The 20,967-nt window shown below is 73.0% G+C and carries 24 protein-coding genes; 10 read left to right on the top strand and 14 right to left on the bottom strand.

What is annotated here, in order from left to right; translation table 11 throughout:
- The 3 genes from ITI46_RS15930 to ITI46_RS15920 form a co-directional block, all read left to right on the top strand.
- The coding region (locus ITI46_RS15930; protein WP_209240207.1) for a peptidoglycan-binding domain-containing protein at positions 1 to 1,211 on the top strand (1,211 nt) is incomplete at its 5' end.
- A complete protein-coding gene (locus ITI46_RS15925) occupies positions 1,208 to 1,921 on the top strand; it encodes an ABC transporter ATP-binding protein (RefSeq protein ID WP_307808190.1) in 714 nt (237 codons plus the stop codon). The genes ITI46_RS15930 and ITI46_RS15925, both read left to right, overlap by 4 nt.
- Positions 1,918 to 3,132 carry an ABC transporter permease gene (locus ITI46_RS15920; RefSeq protein ID WP_247746058.1) on the top strand — a complete coding sequence of 405 codons (1,215 nt, stop codon included), beginning with the start codon at positions 1,918 to 1,920 and terminating at the stop codon, positions 3,130 to 3,132. Before ITI46_RS15925 ends, ITI46_RS15920 begins: the two co-directional genes overlap by 4 nt.
- A 47-nt stretch (positions 3,133 to 3,179) precedes the next feature.
- On the opposite strand, the gene ITI46_RS15915 is transcribed toward ITI46_RS15920, so the two are convergent.
- The gene (locus ITI46_RS15915; RefSeq protein WP_247746057.1) at positions 3,180 to 4,292 is read right to left on the bottom strand and encodes a M23 family metallopeptidase; all 1,113 of its coding nucleotides are present in this window, start codon (positions 4,290 to 4,292) and stop codon (positions 3,180 to 3,182) included.
- Positions 4,293 to 4,458: 166 nt separating this feature from the next.
- Positions 4,459 to 6,120 carry an MFS transporter gene (locus ITI46_RS15910; RefSeq protein WP_209240206.1) on the bottom strand — a complete coding sequence of 554 codons (1,662 nt, stop codon included), beginning with the start codon at positions 6,118 to 6,120 and terminating at the stop codon, positions 4,459 to 4,461.
- 160 nt (positions 6,121 to 6,280) lie between these two features.
- Here ITI46_RS15910 and ITI46_RS15905 point away from each other — a divergent pair, with 160 nt between their 5' ends.
- The gene (locus ITI46_RS15905) at positions 6,281 to 6,793 is read left to right on the top strand and encodes a TetR/AcrR family transcriptional regulator (RefSeq protein ID WP_247746056.1); all 513 of its coding nucleotides are present in this window, start codon (positions 6,281 to 6,283) and stop codon (positions 6,791 to 6,793) included.
- A gap of 47 nt (positions 6,794 to 6,840) precedes the next feature.
- On the opposite strand, the gene ITI46_RS15900 is transcribed toward ITI46_RS15905, so the two are convergent.
- From ITI46_RS15900 to ITI46_RS15855, 10 genes are all read right to left on the bottom strand, one after another.
- Positions 6,841 to 7,215, bottom strand: a complete 375-nt coding sequence (locus tag ITI46_RS15900; RefSeq protein WP_209240204.1) for a DUF6479 family protein — start codon at positions 7,213 to 7,215, stop codon at positions 6,841 to 6,843.
- A gap of 109 nt (positions 7,216 to 7,324) precedes the next feature.
- Positions 7,325 to 8,044: an MgtC/SapB family protein gene (locus ITI46_RS15895; RefSeq protein ID WP_209240203.1), complete on the bottom strand. Its 720-nt coding sequence runs from the start codon at positions 8,042 to 8,044 to the stop codon at positions 7,325 to 7,327.
- 28 nt (positions 8,045 to 8,072) lie between these two features.
- Positions 8,073 to 8,393, bottom strand: a complete 321-nt coding sequence (locus tag ITI46_RS15890) for a gas vesicle protein K (protein WP_307808189.1) — start codon at positions 8,391 to 8,393, stop codon at positions 8,073 to 8,075.
- Positions 8,390 to 8,641, bottom strand: a complete 252-nt coding sequence (locus tag ITI46_RS15885; RefSeq protein ID WP_209240202.1) for a gas vesicle protein — start codon at positions 8,639 to 8,641, stop codon at positions 8,390 to 8,392. The genes ITI46_RS15890 and ITI46_RS15885 overlap by 4 nt, the downstream gene beginning before the upstream one ends.
- Complete coding sequence (locus tag ITI46_RS15880) at positions 8,622 to 9,476, bottom strand: GvpL/GvpF family gas vesicle protein (protein ID WP_209240201.1); 855 nt, start codon at positions 9,474 to 9,476, stop codon at positions 8,622 to 8,624. The genes ITI46_RS15885 and ITI46_RS15880 overlap by 20 nt, the downstream gene beginning before the upstream one ends.
- Entirely contained in the window at positions 9,466 to 9,813 is a 348-nt protein-coding gene (locus ITI46_RS15875) for a gas vesicle protein (protein ID WP_209240200.1), read from the bottom strand. The genes ITI46_RS15880 and ITI46_RS15875 overlap by 11 nt, the downstream gene beginning before the upstream one ends.
- A gap of 16 nt (positions 9,814 to 9,829) precedes the next feature.
- The gene (locus ITI46_RS15870; RefSeq protein ID WP_209240199.1) at positions 9,830 to 10,066 is read right to left on the bottom strand and encodes a gas vesicle protein GvpG; all 237 of its coding nucleotides are present in this window, start codon (positions 10,064 to 10,066) and stop codon (positions 9,830 to 9,832) included.
- Positions 10,067 to 10,079: 13 nt separating this feature from the next.
- Entirely contained in the window at positions 10,080 to 10,859 is a 780-nt protein-coding gene (locus tag ITI46_RS15865; RefSeq protein ID WP_209240198.1) for a GvpL/GvpF family gas vesicle protein, read from the bottom strand.
- Entirely contained in the window at positions 10,856 to 11,275 is a 420-nt protein-coding gene (locus ITI46_RS15860; RefSeq protein ID WP_209240197.1) for a gas vesicle structural protein GvpA, read from the bottom strand. Before ITI46_RS15860 ends, ITI46_RS15865 begins: the two co-directional genes overlap by 4 nt.
- 125 nt (positions 11,276 to 11,400) lie before the next feature.
- Complete coding sequence (locus ITI46_RS15855) at positions 11,401 to 11,856, bottom strand: hemerythrin domain-containing protein (RefSeq protein ID WP_209240196.1); 456 nt, start codon at positions 11,854 to 11,856, stop codon at positions 11,401 to 11,403.
- 153 nt (positions 11,857 to 12,009) lie between these two features.
- Between ITI46_RS15855 and ITI46_RS15850 the strand changes: the two genes are divergently transcribed.
- Both ITI46_RS15850 and gvpO read left to right on the top strand, forming a co-directional pair.
- On the top strand, positions 12,010 to 12,180 hold the full coding sequence (locus ITI46_RS15850) for a hypothetical protein (protein ID WP_209240195.1): 171 nt from the start codon (positions 12,010 to 12,012) through the stop codon (positions 12,178 to 12,180).
- Positions 12,181 to 12,256: 76 nt separating this feature from the next.
- Positions 12,257 to 12,559: a gas vesicle protein GvpO gene (gene gvpO, locus ITI46_RS15845; RefSeq protein ID WP_209240194.1), complete on the top strand. Its 303-nt coding sequence runs from the start codon at positions 12,257 to 12,259 to the stop codon at positions 12,557 to 12,559.
- A 45-nt stretch (positions 12,560 to 12,604) separates the two neighbouring features.
- Here the strand turns inward: gvpO and ITI46_RS15840 are convergent, their stop codons facing one another.
- The gene (locus tag ITI46_RS15840) at positions 12,605 to 14,443 is read right to left on the bottom strand and encodes a PP2C family protein-serine/threonine phosphatase (RefSeq protein WP_209240193.1); all 1,839 of its coding nucleotides are present in this window, start codon (positions 14,441 to 14,443) and stop codon (positions 12,605 to 12,607) included.
- 105 nt (positions 14,444 to 14,548) lie between these two features.
- Between ITI46_RS15840 and ITI46_RS15835 the strand changes: the two genes are divergently transcribed.
- Complete coding sequence (locus tag ITI46_RS15835; protein WP_209240192.1) at positions 14,549 to 14,926, top strand: RNA-binding S4 domain-containing protein; 378 nt, start codon at positions 14,549 to 14,551, stop codon at positions 14,924 to 14,926.
- A gap of 37 nt (positions 14,927 to 14,963) precedes the next feature.
- On the opposite strand, the gene ITI46_RS15830 is transcribed toward ITI46_RS15835, so the two are convergent.
- Entirely contained in the window at positions 14,964 to 15,671 is a 708-nt protein-coding gene (locus tag ITI46_RS15830) for a response regulator (RefSeq protein WP_209240191.1), read from the bottom strand.
- Positions 15,672 to 15,899: 228 nt separating this feature from the next.
- On the opposite strand from ITI46_RS15830, the gene ITI46_RS15825 reads away from it, so the two are divergent.
- The 3 genes from ITI46_RS15825 (at position 15,900) to ITI46_RS15815 (ending at position 20,964) form a co-directional block, all read left to right on the top strand.
- Complete coding sequence (locus tag ITI46_RS15825) at positions 15,900 to 17,714, top strand: GAF domain-containing sensor histidine kinase (RefSeq protein ID WP_209240190.1); 1,815 nt, start codon at positions 15,900 to 15,902, stop codon at positions 17,712 to 17,714.
- An 89-nt stretch (positions 17,715 to 17,803) separates the two neighbouring features.
- Positions 17,804 to 18,598: an HAD family hydrolase gene (locus ITI46_RS15820; RefSeq protein WP_209240189.1), complete on the top strand. Its 795-nt coding sequence runs from the start codon at positions 17,804 to 17,806 to the stop codon at positions 18,596 to 18,598.
- Positions 18,595 to 20,964, top strand: a complete 2,370-nt coding sequence (locus ITI46_RS15815; RefSeq protein ID WP_209240188.1) for a glycoside hydrolase family 65 protein — start codon at positions 18,595 to 18,597, stop codon at positions 20,962 to 20,964. Before ITI46_RS15820 ends, ITI46_RS15815 begins: the two co-directional genes overlap by 4 nt.
- Positions 20,965 to 20,967: the final 3 nt, after the last annotated feature.

Raw genomic sequence — 20,967 nt, 5'->3', positions numbered from 1 at the left:
GAGTCGCGGGGCCCGTACGGGGGCGGGGCTCGCGGCGTCCGCTGCGGGTCTCCTTGCTGGTGCTCGCTGCGGCCACGGCAGTGGGTACCGCCGGGATGGCGGCGACCGGCGCCTTCGGCAGGGACGGGGAGAGCGCCGAGCCGCCACGCGCCACGGGCTCCGGCAAGACGGTGCCGGTGGAGCGCACCACCCTCACCCGCACCGAGACCGTGGACGGCACGCTCGGCTTCGGCACCCCGGCCACCGTCCAGCAGCCCGCGACCGACGGCCGGGAGACGGGCGGCGGTTCGGGCTCCACGCGCGGGGACGGGAGCGGGGGAGGCAGCGGGAACCAGGACGCGGGGATCGTCACCTGGCTTCCCGAGGAGGGGGCCACGCTCTCCCGGGGCGACACCGTCTACAGCGTGGACGAGCAGAAGGTGCCCCTGCTGTACGGCACCAAGCCGTTCTACCGCACGCTGCGCACCGGCACGGAGGGGGACGACGTGCGGACGCTGGAGCGGAACCTCGCCGAGCTCGGCTACGACGGCTTCACCGTCGACGACGAGTTCACCGGCGGTACGGCCGAGGCCGTCCGCGACTGGCAGGACGACATGCACCGTGCACAGACGGGCGAGGTCGCACCCGGTGACGCCGTGGTGGCCCGCGGGGCCCGCCGGGTCGCCGAGCAGCGGACCTCTCCGGGGGCGCTGGCCGGGGGCGAGGCGCTCACCTGGACGGGGACCGACCGGATCGTGGAGGTCGAGCTGGAGGCGGGGCTGGAGAGCCTGGTACGGAAGGGCACCAGGGCGACGGTCCGGTTGCCGGACGGCGGCACGGCACAGGCCGAGGTCACCGACATCGGCACCCCCTCCAGCCCCCAGAAGGGATCCGGCGACGGGCAGGACTCCGGAGGGGGCGGGGGCGAGGAGGGCGACACCAGGGAGGCGACGCTGCCCGTCGAGCTGAAGGTCGACTCGCAGCAGAAGCTGGGCCGCTATCAGGCGGCCTCGGTCGATGTGGTCCTCAAGGCCCGGACCCGCGAGAACGTACTCGCGGTACCGGTCAACGCGCTGCTCGCCCAGCCGGGTGGCGGCTATGCCGTCGAGGCCAGGGGCGCCGACGGACGGTCCCGGCGTGTTCCGGTGCAGCTGGGCATGTTCGCGGACGGCAAGGTGGAGGTGTCCGGCAAGGGCGTCAAGGAGGGGCTCGACGTGGGGGTGCCCCGGTGACGCCGGTCAGCCGCGCCGTGGTGGAGCTGGCCGGCGTGCAGCAGCGGTACGGCGATGTGGTGGCGCTCGATGGCGCCGACCTCACCGTCTCCAGGGGCGAACTGCTGGCCATCGTCGGCCCTTCGGGCTCGGGGAAGTCGACGCTGCTCAACATCATGGGCACCCTCAGCCGCCCCTCCCGTGGCACGGTACGCATCGACGGGCACGACGTGGCGGCGCTGTCCGACCGCGAGTTGTCCGCGCTGCGTGCCGGCACCATCGGCTTCGTCTTCCAGCAGTTCCACCTCTCCCCCGGCGTACCGGCGCTCGACAGCGTCGCCGACGGGCTCCTCTACAGCGGCACCCCGCACGGCGAGCGGCGCCGGGCGGCCGAAGCGGCGCTGCGCGAAGTGGGGTTGGGGCACCGGCTGTGGCACCGGCCGCACGAGCTGTCCGGCGGGGAGAAGCAGCGGGTGGCGATCGCCCGCGCGGTGCTCGGCGATCCGCCGCTGCTGCTGGCGGACGAGCCCACGGGAGCGCTGGATTCGCGCTCGGGCGCGGCTGTGCTGGACCTGCTGCACGGGCTGCACCGCGCGGGCACGACGGTGGTCGTCATCACCCACGACCGGGACATCGCCGCCTCACTGCCGCGCGAAGTGCGGCTGCGGGACGGCCGGATCGAGCACGACTCGGCGGCCAGGCGTGCGGTGGGAGCGGGGGGCGCCCGATGAAGGCCCGTACGACAGGTACCGCACCGCGCGCCGCACGGATGAGCCCGGCCGACATGCTGCGGGTGGGCGGGGCCGGGCTGCGCTCGCGCCCGATGCGGGTGTTCCTCTCGGCGCTGGGCATCGCCATCGGCATCGCCGCCATGGTCGGTGTGGTCGGGATCTCGACCTCCAGCAGGGAGGATCTGAACCGGAAACTGGACGCGCTGGGCACGAATCTGCTCACCGTCTCACCGGGGCAGTCCTTCTCCGGCGAGGAGGCCAGGCTGCCCAAGAGCGCGGTGCAGATGATCGGCCGTATGCCGCAGGTGGAGTCGGTCTCCGCGGTGGGCAAGACGGACGCCAAGGTCTTCCGCACCGACCGGGTTCCCGAGGAGGAGACCGGCGGCATCGCCGTCCTCGCGGCGCGTACGGATCTGCCCCGTACGGTGGGTGCCCGGCTGACGGCGGGCCGCTGGCTGAACGCGGCCAACTCGCGCTATCCCGCTGTGGTGCTCGGCCCGAAGGCGGCCGACCATCTGGGGATCCGCACCACGGGCCGGGACACCCAGGTGTGGCTGGGCGGGCGCTGGTTCACCGTGGTGGGCGTCCTGGCCCCCAACGAACTCGCCCCGGACCTGGACGCGAGCGCGCTGGTGGGCTGGGGCGCCGCGGCACGGTATCTGGACTTCGACGGTTACCCGACGACCGTGCACACCCGCGCGGAGGAGTCGGCGGTCGGCCGGGTGCAGGAGTTGCTGGGTGCGACGGCCAACCCGGAGAGCCCCAACGAGGTGACGGTCTCCCGGCCCTCGGACGCGCTGGCCGCCAAGGAGGCGTCCGACGACGCGCTCAGCGGGCTGCTGCTGGGGCTGGGCGCCGTGGCGCTGCTCGTCGGCGGGGTGGGAGTCGCCAACACCATGGTGATCTCCGTGCTGGAACGGCGCGCGGAGATCGGGCTGCGGCGGGCGCTGGGTGCCACCCGCGGTCAGATCCGGGGCCAGTTCCTGTGCGAGTCCCAACTGCTGTCCGCGCTCGGCGGCATCGGCGGGGTGCTGCTCGGCATCGCCGTCACCACGGGGTACGCGGCGTATCAGGGCTGGCCGTCCGTGGTCCCTCTCTGGGCGATGGCCGGCGGCGTGACCGCCACGCTGGTGATCGGCGGCCTCGCGGGGTTCTATCCCGCGGTACGCGCCGCGCGATTGCCGCCAACGGATGCGCTAGCGGCAACGTGATGCGGGCTCCGCTCCGCGCCCCTTTCGGGGCGCGGTTCAGCGCGTCCTCAGACCTCCACCCCGCGGCTGCGCAGCCACGGCACCGGGTCGATTCCCGAGCCGTCCTGGGGGGTGACGCGTACCTCGAAGTGCAGGTGCGGGCCGGTGGAGTTGCCGGTGTTGCCGGAGAGACCAATCCGCTCCCCCGCGCGTACATGGGCGCCCGGCTTGGTCTGGATCCGGGACAGGTGCGCGTACTGGGTGTAGTAGCCGTTGGGGTGCCTGATGACGATGTGGTTGCCGAAGGGCCCCCCGCAGCGCGTACTGACGACGGTGCCCGCGCCGACGGCCCGCACGGGGGTGCCGACGGGCACCGCGAAGTCCTGCCCCGTGTGGCTGCTGGCCCAGCGCTTCCCCGAGGAGGCGAAGCCCGCCGACAGCGAGTAGTTCTTGACCGGCGCCACCCATGTCGCGCCGCTCGCGGCCCGGTCGGCGGGCGGCGGGCTGTACGCGCAACTGCCGGAGCCGGGCTCGGCACGGAACGCGGCGCGGGAGATCGGCCCTGCTGCCCGCGCGGCACGCGCCTCACGGGCTTCCCGCAGCCGCTCCCTGGCCTGGGCCAGCCGCCGTTCGACGACACGCTTGGCCTTCCGCTGCCGCGCGGCGTCGGCCTTCAGCCGGTCCAACTGCTTCCGCTGGTGCGCCCGGTCCCGTACGAGATGCCGCTGGGTGACGTCGGTGGTGTGCAGCAGCCGCCGGAAGGCGTGGTCGCCCTGGCGCTGCGAGCGGAGCTTGTCGAGCAGGGTGTCCGGCGCACTCGTCATCAGCAGCCGGGTGGCGGGGGCCCAACTGCCCTGCTGGTACTGCTGGCGGGCCACGGCGCCCAGTTGCCGGTGCAGCCGGCGCAGCCGGTTCTCGCCTCTGGCGACGGCCTTCGCGGTTCTGGTGAGCGCCGCCCGCTGTGCCGCCGCCTTGCGGCTGGCGGCCTCGTAGCGCGCGGAGGCGGCCGCGGCCTCCCGGTAGAGCGAGGCGATCCGGGACGGCAGCGGTTGCGCGGCCTCGGCGGCGCCCTTCGCGGGGGCGGTTCCCGCCGCCTGCGGGGCGCCGCCGACGAGCACCACGGCACACACCAGCGCGGCCAACGGGGGCGCCGTCCGTCTCTTTCGTACGACCTGAGTCATGGCACGATCGTGCGGCCGTGCGGCGCGCGAGAGGGGCCGGGCGGGCGCGGCACGCGGGCGGCTTGGGCCGTTCGACGCAGCGGGGTGTCCCCAGGACGGGTGCATTTGCCGCTGCCCGCGGGAGGCCCCGCACATGTGCGGGAGGGAGCGCGCCGAGGGGCCTCTCCTATGCCGAGGAGGGGGTGCCTGTTTCCGACGGTTGCGGACTGCGGGTGTGTTGTGGCTCCTCGCCCGGTTCCCCGCGCCCCTTGGACGACTCAGCGAAGCTTGGGCAGTCTGCGCCAGGGGCGCAGGGTGGGCAAGCGCAGCCCCCATCGCGGGGTACGCGGCACCGGGGCCGCAGCAGCAGCCAGGCCAGAACGGCTGCGACCGCCAGCAGACCCGCTCCGGCCAGCCCGGTCACCTGAACCCCCCGCGTAAAGGCCGACTTGGCCTCGGCAACCAGCGCACTGCCCGGCGCACCGCCGAGCCGCGCGGCGGCGGCCAGCGCGTTGCCGAGCGTCTCGCGTGCCGCCTCCAGCGTCCGCGCCGGCACCCCCTCCACCGGGTCGAGGCCCATCCGGTAAGCGGAGGAGAGCACGCTGCCCAGTACGGCGATGCCGAGCGCCCCGCCCAGCTCGATGCCGGTCTCCGAGACGGCGGAGGCAGCACCGGCGCGTTCGGCCGGTACCCGGTCCAGCGCCATGCTGACGGTCAGCGTCATCACCGTGCTCGCGCCCAGGCTCACCAGGCAGAAGGAGATGACCACCACCGCCACCCCGTGCCCCAGCGGCAGGGCCGTCAGCGTCGCGAAGCCGAGCGCGCCGAGCGCCAGCCCGGCGGTGATCAGCTGCCGTACGCCGGTGTGCCGGGCCGCGGCGGCCGCGAAGAAGCCGGAGGCCACCGAGAGCGCGGCGCCCGGCAGCAGCATCACGCCGCCGCGCAGCGGTGTCAGGCCCGCGGAGAGCTGCAGGAACTGCGGGAGGAAGAACAGCGATCCGGCCATCACGAACACCACCAGCACATTGGTGACGATCGCGGCGGAGAACTCCCGGATACGGAAGAGCGAGAGGTCGATCAGCGGGTCGGTGAGGGTGCGCTGGCGGCGTACGAACACGGCGCCGAAGGCCAGCCCGAGGGCCAGGAACGGCAGCGCCTCCAGTTGGCCGCCGTGCGCGAAGGTCTTGACGGCGTAGACGACCGGCAGCACAGCCAGCAGGCTGAGGGCCGCGCTGAGCAGGTCGAACCGGCCCGGCGAAGGGTCCTTGGCCTCGGGCACCAGCAGCGGCAGCCCGATCAGCGCGAGCAGCACCAGCGGCAGGTTGATCAGGAAGACCGAGCCCCACCAGAAGTGCTCCAGAAGCAGCCCGCCGACGACGGGGCCGAGTGCCGCGCCGGCGTCGAAGGCCGCACCCCAGGCGGCGATGGCGACCAGCCGCTGGCGCTCGTCCCGGAACATGTTGCGCAGCAGCGAGAGAGTGGAGGGCATCAGCGTCGCGCCTGCCACACCGAGCAGGACGCGAGCCGCGATCAGCGTCCCGGCGCTGGGGGCGTAGGCGGCGAGTGCGGAGGCCGCACCGAATCCGGCACAGCCGACAATCAGCAGCTTGCGCCTGCCTATTCGGTCGCCGAGGGTGCCCATGGTCACCAGCAGCCCGGCCAGCACGAACGAGTAGATGTCCACCAGCCACAGCAGTTGGGTGCTGGACGGCGCCAGGTCCTCGCTCAGCGCGGGGACTGCGAAGCCGAGGACCGTGAGGTCGATCGAGATCAGCAGCACGGGCAGGGTGAGGATCAGCAGCCCGGCCCATGCGCGCGCCCCGGCCCTCTCGGTGGTCTCCTGCACCATGGCGCAGCATCTCCGTTCTTCCCCGTCAACCGATTTTTGTGTACGGCCGTACATAAATTCGTGTACTACGGTACACAAAAACCGCCGGAACGGAGAAAGACGGGCAACGCCGATGGGAGCCAAGCGCGGACCGGCCGATCCAGGCCGCCGGGAGCGGATCATGGCCGCCACCGAGCGGATCTTGCTGGAGGACGGCATAGCGGGGCTCAGCCACCGCGCGGTCGCCCGCGAGGCGGACGTCCCGCTCGGCTCGACCACGTACTACTTCGCCACGCTGAACGACCTGCTCGACGCGGCCATCCGCAGGTTCAGCGAGCGCTACGCCCGCCGGCTGCACGCCTGGGGCGCCGGACTGGGCGAGATCTCCCCCGCCGGACTGGTCGAGGCGCTGGCCGACCTGGTGGAGACGCTGCTGCGCGAGGACCGCGCCGCGCTGGTCCTCTCCTTCGAGCTGACCGCCGCCGCCATGCGCCGGCCCGAACTGCGCGACTCGGCACTGCTGTACGCGGAGACCGAGCGCGAGGTGCTGAGCGCCCACGTGGATGAGCGGACGGCGTGGGCGCTGTCTCGTGTGCTGGACGGGCTGCTGTTGCAATCGCTTGCCGCTGCGGTGCCGCCCACTCGGACGGACATCACGGGTCCGCTCGCAGCGCTGCTCGCCCCGGATGGGTGAGCTTTACGGAGAACGGAGAGGGGGCGCAGTTCCCCGCAAGCTCGGGCTCAGCCCGGTCCCCCGCTGCCGAAGGAGCCGCTCTTGCCGGGCTCCCACTTCCGGCGCCTCGGCGGCTCGCCGGGGTGGTCCTCCCGGTCCCCGTAGTCGTGCACGCCGCTGTGCGGCAGCCGGCGGATACCGTCGCGGGGCATCTCGTCCGGCTCGCGGTTCTCCGTGACCTCCTCGGTCGGACCGGTGTCCGGCAGGTGCGGCTGCTGGTCGGGTTCCGGCAGCTCGGGCTCGCGGTTCTTGATCCGGATGCCGAGCCACACGGCGCCGATCAGCGCGGCCACGATCAGCAGCCCGATGATCCCCGGCACCAGGCCGACCAGTTGATCACGGTTGGCGAGGTCCGTGGCCGCATGCAGGACGTCCGCGTTCATGTGCTCAGCCCCCTTTGGCTCGCGATGTCACCCTCCGGGGTTTCCGTGGCAGACGAAAGGAAACCCGGGGCCCGGCCCGCAGTGCGAACGTCCGAGCGAGTCAAGAGGCTCAGTCCCCGTCCCGGCCCCCGGGCGCCGCCCGGCCGTTGACCGAGAGCACCCCGGGTACCTCCATCAGCTCGCCCACCAGCTCCGGCACCGAGCCGGACCCCGACACGGCGAGCGTGAGCTTGGTGAGCTCGGGGCGGGGCTCGCCCACCTGCTCGACGTTCGTCTCGGTCACCACGAAGCCCCGCTCCGTGCACAGCGCCAGCGTGGACCGCAGCACGCCGCGCCCCTCCTCGTAGGTGAGCCGCAGATGGCCCGGCTCCACGCCGGGCAGCCGGTCGCTGAGCTTGGTGAAGCCCCACACCGTCAGGAAGTGCATGGCCACCACCGCGACGGCCAGCAGCGGCAGCCCCGCGCCGCAGGCCATCCCGACGGCGGCCGAGACCCAGACGATGGCCGCCGTGGTCAGCCCGCGCACCACGTCACGGCGCAGGAAGATCACGCCGGCGCCGAGGAAGCCGACGCCCGAGACCACCTGGGCCGCGATCCGGGACGGGTCGAAGGAGACATCCTCCATGCCCAGCAGATCGGCGAAGCCGTACTTGCTGACCAGCATGAAGAGCGCGGCGCCGAGCCCCACCAGCGCGTGGGTGCGCAGTCCCGCGCTCTTGTGCTTGGCCCGCCGCTCCAGGCCGATCAGCGAGGTCAGGAAGAACGCCAGGGCGAGATCGGCGATCTGCGGCCAGCCCTGGCCCAGGGAAGAGTAGAACGCGTCGTTCATATCCGAGGTCTAACAGCTCGCGGCGGTTTCAGTCGGTAGGCAGCAGGGGGCCGAGCGGGCCGAGGTCCAGGTTCAGCTCCTCGGGCGTCAGCCCGAACCGTTCCCGCAGCAGCTCCATCCGGTCCTCCAGCAGCATCAGCGTCATCCCGATCCGCTCCTCCTGCTCCTCGCCCAGGTCTCCGACCTCCACTCGGCGCAGCGCCTGCCGCTCCACCAGCTGCCGCAACAGCTCGACGACGGTCAGCACCAGCGCCGCCAGGTCGCGCTCCACCGTGTCGGGGTCGAAATCGAGCCGGCGGGACGCCGAGGCCCGGCCCCCGGGCGCTCGGTCCTCAGGCACTCGGGTCACAGCGGCCGCCCTCCCTCCCAGGGCGAGGGGACGCGGGCGCCGACCGAGCTGATCAGGGCCCGCAGATCGATCCGTACCAGGTCCACGTCGGCGATCCCCAGGGTGAGCGACCCGGTGAGGACAGCTCCGGTCCCCAGCAGCCGGTCCAGCAGATCCACCAGGGCGACCTGCCGCCGGGCCAGCGGCTGCTGGGAGTCGACGGCCACCGGCCCCCGGGGCGGGTACGGCTCAGCAGACGGCGCGGTCATGGCTGCCCTCCCAGTGCCCGTCCTGCGACTGCGCCCGGGCCGCGTCCGGTGCCGCGAACGAGTACGGCGCCCACGGGCCGGTCAGCTCGACCCGCACGGAGGGGTCGTGCGCGCCCAGCCGCTCCACGCGGGCCACGAACTCCTCCGACCGGTCGCGGGGCACCAGATAGGCGGCGTTGAGCAGGTTCTGGCCCGGTGTCCCGGACAGCTGCGGGTTCTGCGCGGGATAGACCCGCACGTCCTCGGCCTGCGCCGCGAGTGCCGCATGCAGCGTGCGGCCGAGCTGTTCGGCCTCCTCCAGCGTGTTCTCCCGCGAGGTGACCTCCTGCCTGCGGCGGCGCAGGAACTCGCGCCCGCTGGTCGCGGCGGGCGCCGGTGCGGCTGCGGGCTCGGGCGCGCGCTGCGCGTGCACCTTCACGCCCCACTCGACGCGGCCCGCCAGCCGGTCGAGGGCCGCCCGGAACTCCTCCCGGCCACCCTCCAGCGCCCGCCTGACCCCGGCGTCGTCGCGGTAGACGGTCGCCAGGCGCAGCGGCAGCGGACAGGTCAGCACGGTGAGCGCGTCCACCACCGCCTGGTGGGCCCTGGCCGTCTCCTCCAGCCAGCCGAGGTCCTCCAGATGGGCACGCAGCGGCTCCTCGCCGAAGTCCGCCTCCGGGACCCGGCTGACCACGGCCTGCAGTCCGGCCTGGTGGACGGTGTACGGGGCGGAGTCGGCCACACCCCGTACACCGTCGGGCAGGGGCGCCTCCAGGGGCGCGGTCACCGCGTACACGTACCGAAGTTCGGCGTTCTGCCCGTGCTCACCGTTCACGGCGCTCCGCTCACCGTTCATGGCGCTCTCCCTCCGAGCGGTCCGGGTCCGGCTCGCGCTGCTCCAGCTCGGCGACGCGCCGCCGCAACCGGTCGTTCTCCTCGGCCAGTTCGCCCCGCCGGGCGGTCGAGCTGAGCGCCGGATCGGTCTCCCACCAGTCGATGCCCATCTCCTTGGCCTTGTCGACGGAGGCGACGATCAGCCGCAGCTTGATGGTCAGCAGCTCGATGTCGAGCAGGTTGATGCGGATGTCACCCGCGATCACCACGCCCTTGTCGAGGACCCGTTCCAGGATGTCGGCGAGATTCGCGCTGCTGCCGCCCTCGTAGCGCTCGGGCAGTCTGCTCGGCATGGTCATGAGCGCACCCCGTCGTTCATCTCCACGTATTCCCCTTCCGCAGCCGTGCGAGGAGCTCGTCCTCGCGGCGGTCGAACTCGTCCTCGTCGATCTCCCCGGCGAGCAACTGCCGCTCCGCTTCCGCGAGTTCACGCTGGACGGTGGCCGGGTCGCGGTACTGGCGCTCGGCCTCGGCCTGCACCTGCCGCAGCACCCACGCGGTGCCGCGCAGCGGAGCCGCGGGGAGCAGCAACAGTTCGCTGATCAGCCCCATGCCGTCGGCCCCGTCAGCCGGTCGCCGGTGCGGTCCTGGCGGCGGCCGTCGCCGTGGGGTCGGCCGAGGCGTCCGTCTTCTCCACGAAGCTGTACGGCGGCAGCGGGCCGTTCACCTTCAGGTCCAGCTGCGGTGCGGAGGTGTCCAGTTCCTCGACAGCGGACAGCAGTGCGTCGGCCGCCTCCCGGTCCACCAGGACGGAGAGGTTCGCCAGCCAGCCCGCGCTCTGCGGGCCCTCGCTCACCTCGGCCGTCAGCGGCTCCAGCGCACGGCGCAGCAGCGCCGCGTCGGCGGGTTCCCTGGCCTGCACGGCACGGGCGATCTTCTCGCCGAGTGCCAGCTTCTGCTCGTAGGTGCCGCCGCCTGCCGCGCGGTTCGCCTCGCTCTCGGCGCGCAGCCCGGGCTGCTCCGCCATCACCAGGTGCAGCACCGCCTCCTGGTTGTGGCTGGCCTTGATGTTGTACTCGACCTTGCCCTCGAGCGTTTCCAGGCGTTCCAGGAAGTGCCCCGCGCGGTCCAGCAGCACCTCGCCGACGGTGGCGTCGTCCTCGGAGACGCTGCCGAAGCGCATCGGCAGCACCACCCGCTCGGCGCTCACCGCGGCCAGGACCTGCTGATGGGCCAGGAGCTGGCGGCGCTTGGGCCGCAGGTCGTCGGGCGCGTCGCTGACCACCGCGACCAGGCCGTCCCGCTCCAGCACCCGTACCGCGCGGGGCGGGTCGCCCACGCCGGTCAGGCCGCGGCGCAGCGGTGGCGCCGGGGTCCGGCTGATGCCGTAGACGTAGGTACTCACTCCCGCTCCTCCTTCTTGCGGGTGGTGGTCCGCCGCCGCGTGCTGCCCTCCTGGGCCTCGTCACGCGCCTTCTGGAACGCGTCGGACGCCTTGGAGACAGCCTGGGCGGCGCCGCTGAGCGCGCCCTTGGTCTTCCCCTCGGCCCCGGACTCGGTGATTCCGCCGACCACGTCGGGCAGGCCGGGGCTCTTGTTGCGGCCCGACTCCAGGTCGAGGCGGTTGCACGCCTCGGCGAACTTCAGGTAGGTGTCGACACTGGCGACCACGACCCTGACGTCGATCTTGAGGATCTCGATGCCGACGAGGGACACCCGTACGAACGCGTCGATCACGAGCCCGCGGTCGAGGACGAGTTCCAGTACGTCGTAGAGATTGCCGGTTCCGCCGCCTTGCTGCTGTGCCGGAGCGACAGTCATGAGGCAGAGCCTCCTTCGCTGTTGGTGTCGCTTGTGGCTTGGCTACGGGTCAACTCCCGTGCGGCCACGGGCGGGTAGCCAGCGCCCCGGTGCTCAAACCCTCGGGCCAGCAGGCCGCCCGAACCTCACACCGCCTCGGTGCCGTCCCGCAGCCGGCGCGCCGCGGTGGCGCCGAGCTCGCGGCGTTCGCGGCCGCACAGCCGCCCCCGCAGCGGGGAGAAGAGCTCGCCCTCCGCGCGGGCCGCGTGCTCCCGGAGCCGGTCGAGCAGCGCGGCCGTCGCGCGCTCGGCGGCGGGCGAGCGGGGGTCGGCCTCGGCGAGCTCACGGGCGGTCGCCTGGGCGACCGCCCACCGCCGGCGGGCCGCGGCGACGAGCCGTTCCCCGTCGGGCAGCACCCGGCGGGCGACCGGGTGCAGCGCCTGGCTCTCCGCGAGGGCGTGCCGCTCCAGCCCGGTCACCAACTGTCCGGCGAGCGCGTTCCGGCGCTCCGGGTCGTGGGTCGCCTCGTAGGCGGCGACGAGGCGTTCGGCCTCCGCGTGCCGGTCCGTGAGCAGTTCGAGCACGTCCGGGCGGTACGGCATCGGCTCTCCTCGGTCCGCTTCCCACCGGTCCTCCGACCGGTCCTCGTCCGCTCGGTCCCCCTTCCGGCCCGATGACCGTTTCGTCCGGGTCGCCGTTTCACCTTGCAGACGGTGGGGACTCGCCTGCGTGAGCCGATACGGAGGTGATCACACGTGCAGCAGGACCAGACCACCACCCGCGACGAGAGCGTCCGGGAATCCCGCCGCCCCGCGGTGAACGTCTCGCGGACGCCGCGCCGCCCGGACGGACCCATGGGCTACGGGCCGCACGCCACGTCCGGCGACCGGGACCCGGAATCCCACATCTTCCGCGGCGAGGACTGACCGGCCGGGCGCCGGTCCCTCACCAGTACCCGGCCCGGCCAGGTTCACTCCGCGCTCAGCGGGCACCCGCCCGCGGATGAGTGAGAAGAGTGAGCAGAAACCGGCCGCCGAGGCGAAGGCCCCCGGCACCGCGCAGGTGCTGCGGTCCGCGCGGGAGGCCATCGAGGAGCTGACCGGGCTGGAGTCCGAGTCGGTCTCGTCCGTCGCCAGAGGCGAGGACGGAAGCTGGACGCTCCATGTCGAAGTGGTCGAGCTGCGCCGGATCCCGGACAGCGTCAGCATGCTCGGCTCGTACGAGATGACGCTGGACCCGGACGGCGAGCTGACCGGCTACCGCAGGCTCCGCCGCTACGAACGCGGCAGGGCCGACCCACGTTGACCCGGCCCCACCGCGGCCCTGTGCGGCCGTGACGGACGGAACGGGTCAGGACAGATACAGGGCGAGCACGGTCGCGTCGTCCTCCGCCTCCTCGCTCAGCAAGGAGGAGACGAGACAGTCCGTGGCCGCCTCGGCCGACCTGCCGCGTGCCGCACACTTGCGTGCCGCCGCCAGCAGGGCCCGGGCCCCCTCGTCCAGATCCATGCCGCGGCGTTCGATGACGCCGTCCGTATAGCAGAGCAACAGGTCCCCGGACTGCAGCTGGGTGGCGTTGAGGGGGTACGCCGTGTGCGGGGTGACGCCCAGCATGAGGCCGTGCTCCGCCTCCAGCAGCCGCGGTACACCGTCGCGTACCAGGACCGGCGCGGGGTGTCCGGCGCTGGCCCAGCGGAAGATCCGGGAGTCGGGGTGCAGATGCCCCACCACGCAGGTCGCTGTGGTGTCCAGGCCGCCGTAGTAGACGACCTCGCCCAGCGCCATGGTCAGCTCGGCCGCGTCCTCGTCCATGTAGGCGAGCCCGGCCAGCGCCGAGCGCTGCTGCACGGCGCGGTGCGCCGCGTCCACGCCGTGCCCCGAGGCGTCACCGACGGCCAGCAGCACCCGGCCGCCGGGCAGCTCGCGGCACTTGTACCAGTCGCCGCCGACCCCCGACTCGGACGGCACATAGGCGGCGCTGACCGACAGCCACTGCGGGGTGAGCACACCGAGCGGCGGGGTGAGCGCCCTGCGGAAGGTCTCGGAGACGCGGTGCTCGGCGGCCGCCTCCTGGCGCAGCCGCTCCGTCTCGCTGAGCGCCCGGCTCAGCTGCTCCTCCTGCCCGGTGACGTTCCGCGCGGCGAACAGCAGCGACTCGGGGACCTCGGCGCCCTCCGGCTGGGCATGCGCGAGCCAGCGGACCCGCCGTGCCTCCTCCCCCACATGGATGGTCAGCTCCCGGTCGGGGACCTCGCCGCCGGCCAGCAGTACGCGCATGTCGTCGACGAACGCGGGCATGTCCGCCGGGTCGACCATCCGGCCCACGGTGAACAGGTCGGCCCCAATGTCCTTCGCCGAGGTCACCGAGCGGGCGGCCCCCTCCAGCTCGTCGCGCCCCTCCGGGGGTACGCCCTCCGGTGGCGGCGCCGCCAGGCCCAGCAGCTCGCGCATCCCGAGCGACCAGCGCATCCTGCCGGTGACCAGGTCCCACTCGGCCCAGCCCATCCGGCCCCGCTCCTGGATACGGCGGCTGAGCCTGGCCTCGCCCACCGGCTCCCAGTTCGTCAGCAGCAGCCCCTCGTCCGGCAGCAGCGTCACGGTGCCGCGCAGCCGGGCGCGCTGGAGGACACCCTCGATGATGTCGATGTAGTCGATGGTGTCGCTGGAGACCGGGCCGCCGCTGTCCAGGGCCGCGAAGTACACGTCGTACATCCCGCTGGTACGGATGCCAGGACGGGTCTCGGACAGCCGTTTGCCGAGGAAGTCGTAGGAGCCGCGCTCGACGCCGCTCAGCTCGAAGTGGTTGGCACCGACGACGATGAAGTCGCGGACCGTGCCGTCCGGAGCACGCTCCGGGCGGAGCAGCGTGGAGCTGCCCCGCAGTACACCCAGCACCGCGGGCATCCAGGACGGCAGCCCCGGCAGTACCGCCACATCGCTGGGCGGCGCCGTCTCGGCGCCGTCGTAGGCGAACGGCCCGGCCGTCGGCCGCCCGGGTCCGCCCTGTGAGCGGCTCGTATGGGCGGGGTGTGCGGGGGTCCCGCCGGCGATCCTGATGCGCGCGTGGTGCCGGGCGCGTGCGACCGTGCGCAGCGCGACCTGGTTGAGCTCGCGCAGCGCCTGCTCCGGAGCCGCTGTGGCGGCTTCGGAGCCGGGGGTGGGGTCGGGCTGGACAGATGTGGCCTCCATATGTCCCCATTGTCGAGGTTGTGAGGGTTCTTCGCCGGGTGACGGGGCCACTCGTGAGACCGGGCGGGGCACCCATACCGGTCACGCTCGCCTAAAGTCGGAAGCATGACGGCAGACGAGGGGTCGGTACGGGTCGACAGCTGGATCTGGTCCGTACGGCTGGCGAAGACCCGCTCCCAGGCGGCGACCGCGGCGCGTGGTGGGCACGTCAAGGTCAACGGCGAGCGGGTGAAGGCGGCGCATGCCCTGCGGGTGGGCGACGAGGTGCGGGTGCGGCAGGCGGGGCGGGAGCGGATCGTGATCGTCAAGCGGCTGATCAAGAAGCGGGTGGGGGCGCCGGTGGCCGCCGAGTGCTATCAGGACAACAGTCCGCCGGCGCCGTCGCCGGTGGAGGTTCCCGTGGTCGCTCGCCGCGAGAGGGGTGCGGGGCGCCCCACCAAGCGTGACCGGCGAGAGCTGGACCGGCTCCGTGGGGTGAACTAGCGGGGGTGCCCCTGACGGGACGCAGCTCCCCCCGGCGTTACGGCTCGCGCAGGCGTTCCGCGATGACGGCGGCCTGGACGCGGCGGCCCACGCCGAGTTTGCCGAGGATGGCGGAGATCCGGTTCTTGACCGTCTTCTCGGCGAGGAACAGCCGCTCGCCGATCTGCCGGTTGGTCAGCCCCTCGCCGATCAGCGCGAGCACCTCCCGCTCGCGCGGTGTGAGCCGGGCGAGCTCCGGGGGGCCTGCGCGGTTCTCCCGGGCCTGGACGCGCGCCATCACCCGGCCGCTGGCGCCCGGGTCGAGCAGCAGGGTGCCGTCCGCCACCGTCCGGATCGCGCTGACCAGGTCGGCGCCCTTGATCTGCTTGAGCACATAGCCCGCCGCGCCCGCCATCACCGCGTCCATCAGCGCCTCGTCGTCGTCGAAGGACGTGAGGATCAGACACACCAACTCGGGCATCCGGGCGCGAAGTTCGCGGCAGACCTCGATGCCCTCGTGGTCGCCGTGCTGTTCGGCGCTGCCGAGCCGCACGTCCAGCACCGCGACGTCGGGGCGTACGGCGGGGACGCGGGCCAGCGCCTCCTCGGCGTCCGACGCCTCCCCGACGACCTCCAGATCCGGCTCCGCCTCCAGCAGATCGCGCAGCCCGCGCCGTACCACCTCGTGATCGTCGAGCAGGAAGACGCGGACGGGGGCGGCGGGGCGCGCGTGCTCGGCACCTCGCCGACTATCGGAACCCGGCACTGGACCTCCTCAGGTGACGCCCTCCCAGCCTGCGGCACGCGCCACCCGAAGAGTAGGGCCGTTCGGCACCCGTCGGCGGGGCGGCCGTCGCCCCCCAACTCCCGGCGGCGGGGAGGGAAGTACCGAGGTGGGGCTGGGAACGACCGGCGACCTGAGGTCCGTTCGGCCGTACACTGCCGGTTCCGGGGCCGTGCGGGGTCCCGTGTCGTACGGCGTACGGAGGTGCGCATGTCGGAGGCTGCCGGAGCGGGGCAGCACCGTCCCGACCGGGGCGAGGACCGGTCGGTCAGCCGGGGGGAGCACCGCGACGAGCTGCCCCACTTCCGGCTGGACGAGCTGCTGGACGAGCTCCAGACGCGGCTGGACGCCGCGCGCCTCACCCAGGACCGGATGCACAGCCTGCTGGAGGCCGTGCTCAGTGTCGGGCGGGAGCTGGATCTGTCCCAGGTGCTGCGCCGCATCGTGGAGGCGGCGCTGGCGCTGACCGACGCCAAGTACGGTGCGCTGGGCGTCATCGGCGACGGGCAGCGGCTGGCGACCTTCCTGCCCGTCGGCGTCGCCCCGGAGGAGGCCGCACGCATCGGCCCGCTGCCCTCGGGCCACGGCGTGCTCGGCGAACTGATCCGCGACCCGCGGCCGTTACGGCTCAGCGACCTGACCGCCCATCCGGCCAGCCAGGGCTTCCCCGCACATCACCCCCCGATGCGTACGTTCCTTGGCGTACCCGTACGGGTGCGCGACGAGGTCTTCGGCAACCTCTATCTGACGCAGAAGCGCGGCGGCGCGGACTTCGACGCGGACGACGAGGCGGTCGTCACCACGCTGGCCGTCGCGGCCGGGGTCGCCGTCGACAACGCGCGGCTGTACGCGGAGAGCCGGCGCCGCGAACAGTGGCTGGAGGCGCTGGGCGAGATCACCCGGCTGCTGCTGAGCGGCGCGACCTCGAACGAGGTGCTGCGGCTGATCGCACAGCGCGCCCTGGAGGTGGCGCAGTCCGACACCTCGTGCGTGCTGCTGCCGGACACCGAGGGCGGCGCGGACGCGCTGCGGGTCGTGGTGGCGGTCGGCGATCTGGCCAAGGAACAGACCGGGGTGATCGTGCCCTACCACGACACCCTCTCCGGGCTCGCGGCCCGCACCGGGGAGTCGGCGGTGACGGCCGACATCGGCAGCGATCCGCGTACCCACGCGTTTCCGGAAGGGGAGGCCGAGCACGGCCCCGTCGTGGCCGTACCGCTGCTGGCGCAGCAGGACGCGCCGGGCGCGCTGCGGCTGAGCCGGCTCAAGGGGCGGCCGCCGTACGACGAGACGGAGGTGGAGCTGCTCAAGGACTTCGCGGCGCAGGCGGCGCTCGCGCTGGAGATGGCGCAGCACCGCTCCGAGTCCGAACAGCTGGCGCTGCTGCACGACCGCGACCGCATCGCCCGCGATCTGCACGATCTGGCCATCCAGCGGCTGTTCGCCACCGGGATGACGCTGCAGAGCGCCGGGCGGCTCATCGACCGGCCGGAGGCGGCGGAGCGGGTGAACCGGGCCGTTGACGACCTGGACGAGACCATCAAGATCATCCGGTCCACCATCTTCGCGCTGCGTACCTCGGGTGAGGGGTCGGCGGAGGCCGGTACGAGTCTGCGCAGGACGATGGCGAAGGCGGTCAGCGACGCCGCCGAGCGGCTCGGTTTCCTGCCCTCCCTGCGGATGGAGGGGCCCGTCGACACCAATGTGCCCGCCGAGACCGCCGAGCAGGCGAGCGCGGTGCTGGCCGAGGCGCTGAGCAACATCGTGCGGCACGCGCGGGCCCGCCGGGTGGATGTGGCCCTCCAGGTCGGCGCGACGATGTCGCTGACCGTCGTGGACGACGGGGTGGGGCTCGGCGACGCGGAGCAGCGTGGCGACCTGCGCCACGCTGGAGGGCTCGCCAACATGCGGTCACGGGCCGAGCTGCTGGGCGGCACGCTGACGGTGACGCCCGGCCCGTCGTCCGGCACCTGCCTGGTGTGGGAGGTCCCACTCCCCCATGACGGTGACCGGTCCGGAGGTTAGGGCACCCCGAAGGGCCGGGCACGCGTCCAGCCGGGCGGCAAAGCGGGTGGGCAGGCATGTCGGCCGCGTGGTCGGGGGACCCGGCACGCATGACGAACCTCGGTCTGCCGAACAGCATCCGCGCATGCTTGTTCGATCTCGACGGTGTCCTCACCAGGACAGCCGTCGTGCACGCCGCTGCCTGGAAGGAGATGTTCGACGCCTATCTGCGGGACCGCGAGGGGCCCGGCTTCCGCCCCTTCGACCCGGTGGCGGAGTACGAGACGTACGTGGACGGGCGCCCACGCGCCGACGGCGTGCGCACCTTCCTCGCCTCCCGCGGCATCCGGCTCCAGGAGGGCGCAGACGACGACCCGCCCGGCCGCGAGACCGTGCACGGACTTGGCAACCGCAAGAACGAGCTGCTGCTGGAGAAGATCCGCAACGAGGGCGTCGAGGCGTACGAGGGCTCGCTGCGCTATCTGGACGCGGTACGGGATGCGGGGCTGCGGACGGCGGTGGTCTCCTCCAGCGCGAACTGCCGCGACATCCTCGCCTCGGTCGGCATCGAGGACCGGTTCGACGTACGGATCGACGGCATCGTGGCCAAGGAGCACCGGCTGCCCGGCAAGCCGCGCCCGGACACCTTCCTCGCCGCCGCCAGGGAGCTGGACGTACCGGCGGCCGAGTCCGCGGTCTTCGAGGACGCGCTGGCCGGGATGGACGCCGGCCGCGCCGGGCACTTCGGGTACGTCGTGGGGGTCGACAGGACCGGGCAGGCCGACGCGCTGCGGGCACACGGCGCCGACACCGTGGTCCAGGACCTGCAACAGCTGCTGGGACAGCGCGGCCTGGCGCACACGCCGGGGCCGACGCCCACGCCGGGGAAGGGACAGCGCACGTGATCAGCCACTCCTGCTACGCCGTACAGCCCTGGTCCCTGCGGGAGACCGAGCTGCACCTGGACGTCCTCCCGCAGAGCGAGTCCGTCTTCGCCCTCTCCAACGGGCACATCGGCTGGCGCGGCAACCTGGACGAGGGCGAGCCGCACGGGCTGCCCGGCACCTACCTCAACGGGGTGCACGAGCTGCACCCGCTGCCGTACGCGGAGGCGGGCTACGGCTACCCCGAGTCGGGGCAGACCGTCATCAACGTCACCAACGGCAAGATCATGCGGCTGCTGGTGGACGACGAGCCCTTCGACGTGCGCTACGGCAAGCTGCGCTTCCACGAGCGCGTGCTGGATCTGCGGACCGGCCTGCTGCGCCGGGTCTGCGAGTGGAGCTCCCCGGCCGGCTGCACCGTACGGGTGACCTCGACCCGGCTGGTCTCCTTCAGCCAGCGCGCCATCGCCGCCGTCGCCTACGAGGTCGAGCCGCTGGACTCGAACGTCCGGGTCGTCGTCCAGTCGGAGCTGGTCGCCAACGAGCAGCTGCCGCAGAAGAGCGGCGGGGACCCGCGGGTGGCCGCCGCGCTGGAGGACGTGCTGCTGCCGGAGGAGCACTTCGCCGACGACATGCGGCTGCGGCTGGTGCACTGCACCGAGCGCAGCGGGCTGCGGGTCGGTGCCGCTGCCGACCACGCCGTGCACGGCCCGGCCTCGACCCGCACCGCCGGCGAGAGCGGGGACAACGTCGCACGGCTCACCGTCACCTCCGAACTGGCGCCCGGCGAACCGCTGCGGGTGGAGAAGCTGGTCGCCTACGGCTGGTCCGGGGCCCGCTCGCTGCCCGCCGTGCGCGACCAGGTCGACGCCGCACTGGCCGGTGCCCGCACCAAGGGGTGGCAGGGGCTGGTCGAGCAGCAGCGGGAGTACCTGGACGGCTTCTGGGCCCGCGCCGATGTGGAGGTGGACGGCGACGCGGAGATCCAGCAGGCGGTGCGCTTCGCGCTCTTCCACGTCCTGCAGGCGGGAGCGCGCGCCGAGAAGCGCGCCATCCCCTCCAAGGGGCTGACCGGTTCCGGCTATGACGGCCACTCCTTCTGGGACAGCGAGCAGTTCGTGCTGCCGGTGCTCACCTACACCTCTCCGGACTCCGTGGCCGAAGCGCTGCGCTGGCGCCAGGAGACGCTGCCCGCCGCACGCGAGCGGGCCCGCCAGCTCGGACTGCGGGGCGCCACCTTCCCCTGGCGGACGATCGACGGTTCGGAGTGTTCCGCGTACTGGCCGGCCGGTACGGCGGCGTTCCATGTGAACGCTGACATCGCGGACGCGGTCGTCCGGTACGTCGACGCCACCGGCGACGTGGAGTTCGAGCGGGAGACGGCGGTGGAAATCCTGGTCGAGACCGCCCGGCTGTGGCACTCGCTGGGCCACCACGACCACCACGGCGCCTTCCACTTCGACGGCGTCACCGGGCCCGACGAGTACAGCGCCGTCGCGGACGACAACCTCTACACCAACCTGATGGCGCAGCAGAACCTGCGCGCCGCCGCCGATGTCGCGGAGCGGCACACCGAGGAGGCGGCCGCACTCGGCGTGGACGACGAAGAGGCAGCCGCCTGGCGGGACGCGGCTGACGCGGTGGCCATACCGTTCAACGAGGCGCTGGGAGTCCACGAGCAGTCGGCCGGCTTCACCGGCCACCAGAGGTGGGACTTCGCCTCGACGGGGACCGACCAGTACCCGCTGATGCTGCACTTCCCTTACTTCGATCTGTACCGCAAGCAGGTCATCAAACAGGCCGACCTGGTGCTGGCCCTCTACAAGCGCGGTGACGCGTTCGACGCCGAGCAGAAGGCCCGCAGCTTCGACTACTACGAGCAGCTGACGGTCCGCGACTCGTCGCTCTCCGCGTGCTGTCAGGCCGTGATGGCCGCCGAGGTCGGTCATCTGCGCCTCGCCTACGACTATGTGGGCGAGGCCGCGCTGATGGACCTGGAGGACCTGGAGAGCAACACCCGCGACGGGCTGCACATCGCCTCGCTGGCCGGCGCCTGGATCGCGCTGGTCGCCGGGTTCGGCGGGATGCGGCTGCGGCGCGGCACGCTGGACTTCTCGCCGCTGCTGCCCGAACAGCTGAGCGGGCTGGCCTTCACGGTGCAGGTGCGGGGGCGGCGGCTGCGGGTGGCCCTCGCCGGGACGACGGCCACCTACACCCTGCTGGAGGGGGAGCCCCTGGAGCTGTGCCACTGCGGGATGCTTTTCACCCTCTCGTGCGGGGCGCCCCGCAGTCACCAGATGCGGCGTCCGCCGCCCCGCCCCGAGCCCGCGCCCCCACAGGGCCGCACCCCGACCCGCCGCCATGGGGGCCTGGCGGCACCGGAGTAAGGA

Source organism: Streptomyces oryzae, from assembly GCF_017676365.1.
Taxonomy (GTDB): Bacteria; Actinomycetota; Actinomycetes; order Streptomycetales; family Streptomycetaceae; genus Streptomyces; species Streptomyces oryzae.
This window is presented reverse-complemented; position numbering and strand designations above follow the sequence as displayed.

Coding starts and splice junctions, on each gene's coding strand:
- ITI46_RS15920 (WP_247746058.1), top strand. CDS start 1,918: ATGAAGGCCCGTACGACAGGTACCGCACCGCGCGCCGCACGGATGAGC.
- ITI46_RS15915 (WP_247746057.1), bottom strand. CDS start 4,292: ATGACTCAGGTCGTACGAAAGAGACGGACGGCGCCCCCGTTGGCCGCG.
- ITI46_RS15910 (WP_209240206.1), bottom strand. CDS start 6,120: ATGGTGCAGGAGACCACCGAGAGGGCCGGGGCGCGCGCATGGGCCGGG.
- ITI46_RS15905 (WP_247746056.1), top strand. CDS start 6,281: ATGGCCGCCACCGAGCGGATCTTGCTGGAGGACGGCATAGCGGGGCTC.
- ITI46_RS15900 (WP_209240204.1), bottom strand. CDS start 7,215: ATGAACGCGGACGTCCTGCATGCGGCCACGGACCTCGCCAACCGTGAT.
- ITI46_RS15895 (WP_209240203.1), bottom strand. CDS start 8,044: ATGAACGACGCGTTCTACTCTTCCCTGGGCCAGGGCTGGCCGCAGATC.
- ITI46_RS15885 (WP_209240202.1), bottom strand. CDS start 8,641: ATGACCGCGCCGTCTGCTGAGCCGTACCCGCCCCGGGGGCCGGTGGCC.
- ITI46_RS15880 (WP_209240201.1), bottom strand. CDS start 9,476: ATGAACGGTGAGCGGAGCGCCGTGAACGGTGAGCACGGGCAGAACGCC.
- ITI46_RS15875 (WP_209240200.1), bottom strand. CDS start 9,813: ATGACCATGCCGAGCAGACTGCCCGAGCGCTACGAGGGCGGCAGCAGC.
- ITI46_RS15870 (WP_209240199.1), bottom strand. CDS start 10,066: ATGGGGCTGATCAGCGAACTGTTGCTGCTCCCCGCGGCTCCGCTGCGC.
- ITI46_RS15860 (WP_209240197.1), bottom strand. CDS start 11,275: ATGACTGTCGCTCCGGCACAGCAGCAAGGCGGCGGAACCGGCAATCTC.
- ITI46_RS15855 (WP_209240196.1), bottom strand. CDS start 11,856: ATGCCGTACCGCCCGGACGTGCTCGAACTGCTCACGGACCGGCACGCG.
- gvpO (WP_209240194.1), top strand. CDS start 12,257: ATGAGTGAGAAGAGTGAGCAGAAACCGGCCGCCGAGGCGAAGGCCCCC.
- ITI46_RS15840 (WP_209240193.1), bottom strand. CDS start 14,443: ATGGAGGCCACATCTGTCCAGCCCGACCCCACCCCCGGCTCCGAAGCC.
- ITI46_RS15835 (WP_209240192.1), top strand. CDS start 14,549: ATGACGGCAGACGAGGGGTCGGTACGGGTCGACAGCTGGATCTGGTCC.
- ITI46_RS15825 (WP_209240190.1), top strand. CDS start 15,900: ATGTCGGAGGCTGCCGGAGCGGGGCAGCACCGTCCCGACCGGGGCGAG.
- ITI46_RS15820 (WP_209240189.1), top strand. CDS start 17,804: ATGACGAACCTCGGTCTGCCGAACAGCATCCGCGCATGCTTGTTCGAT.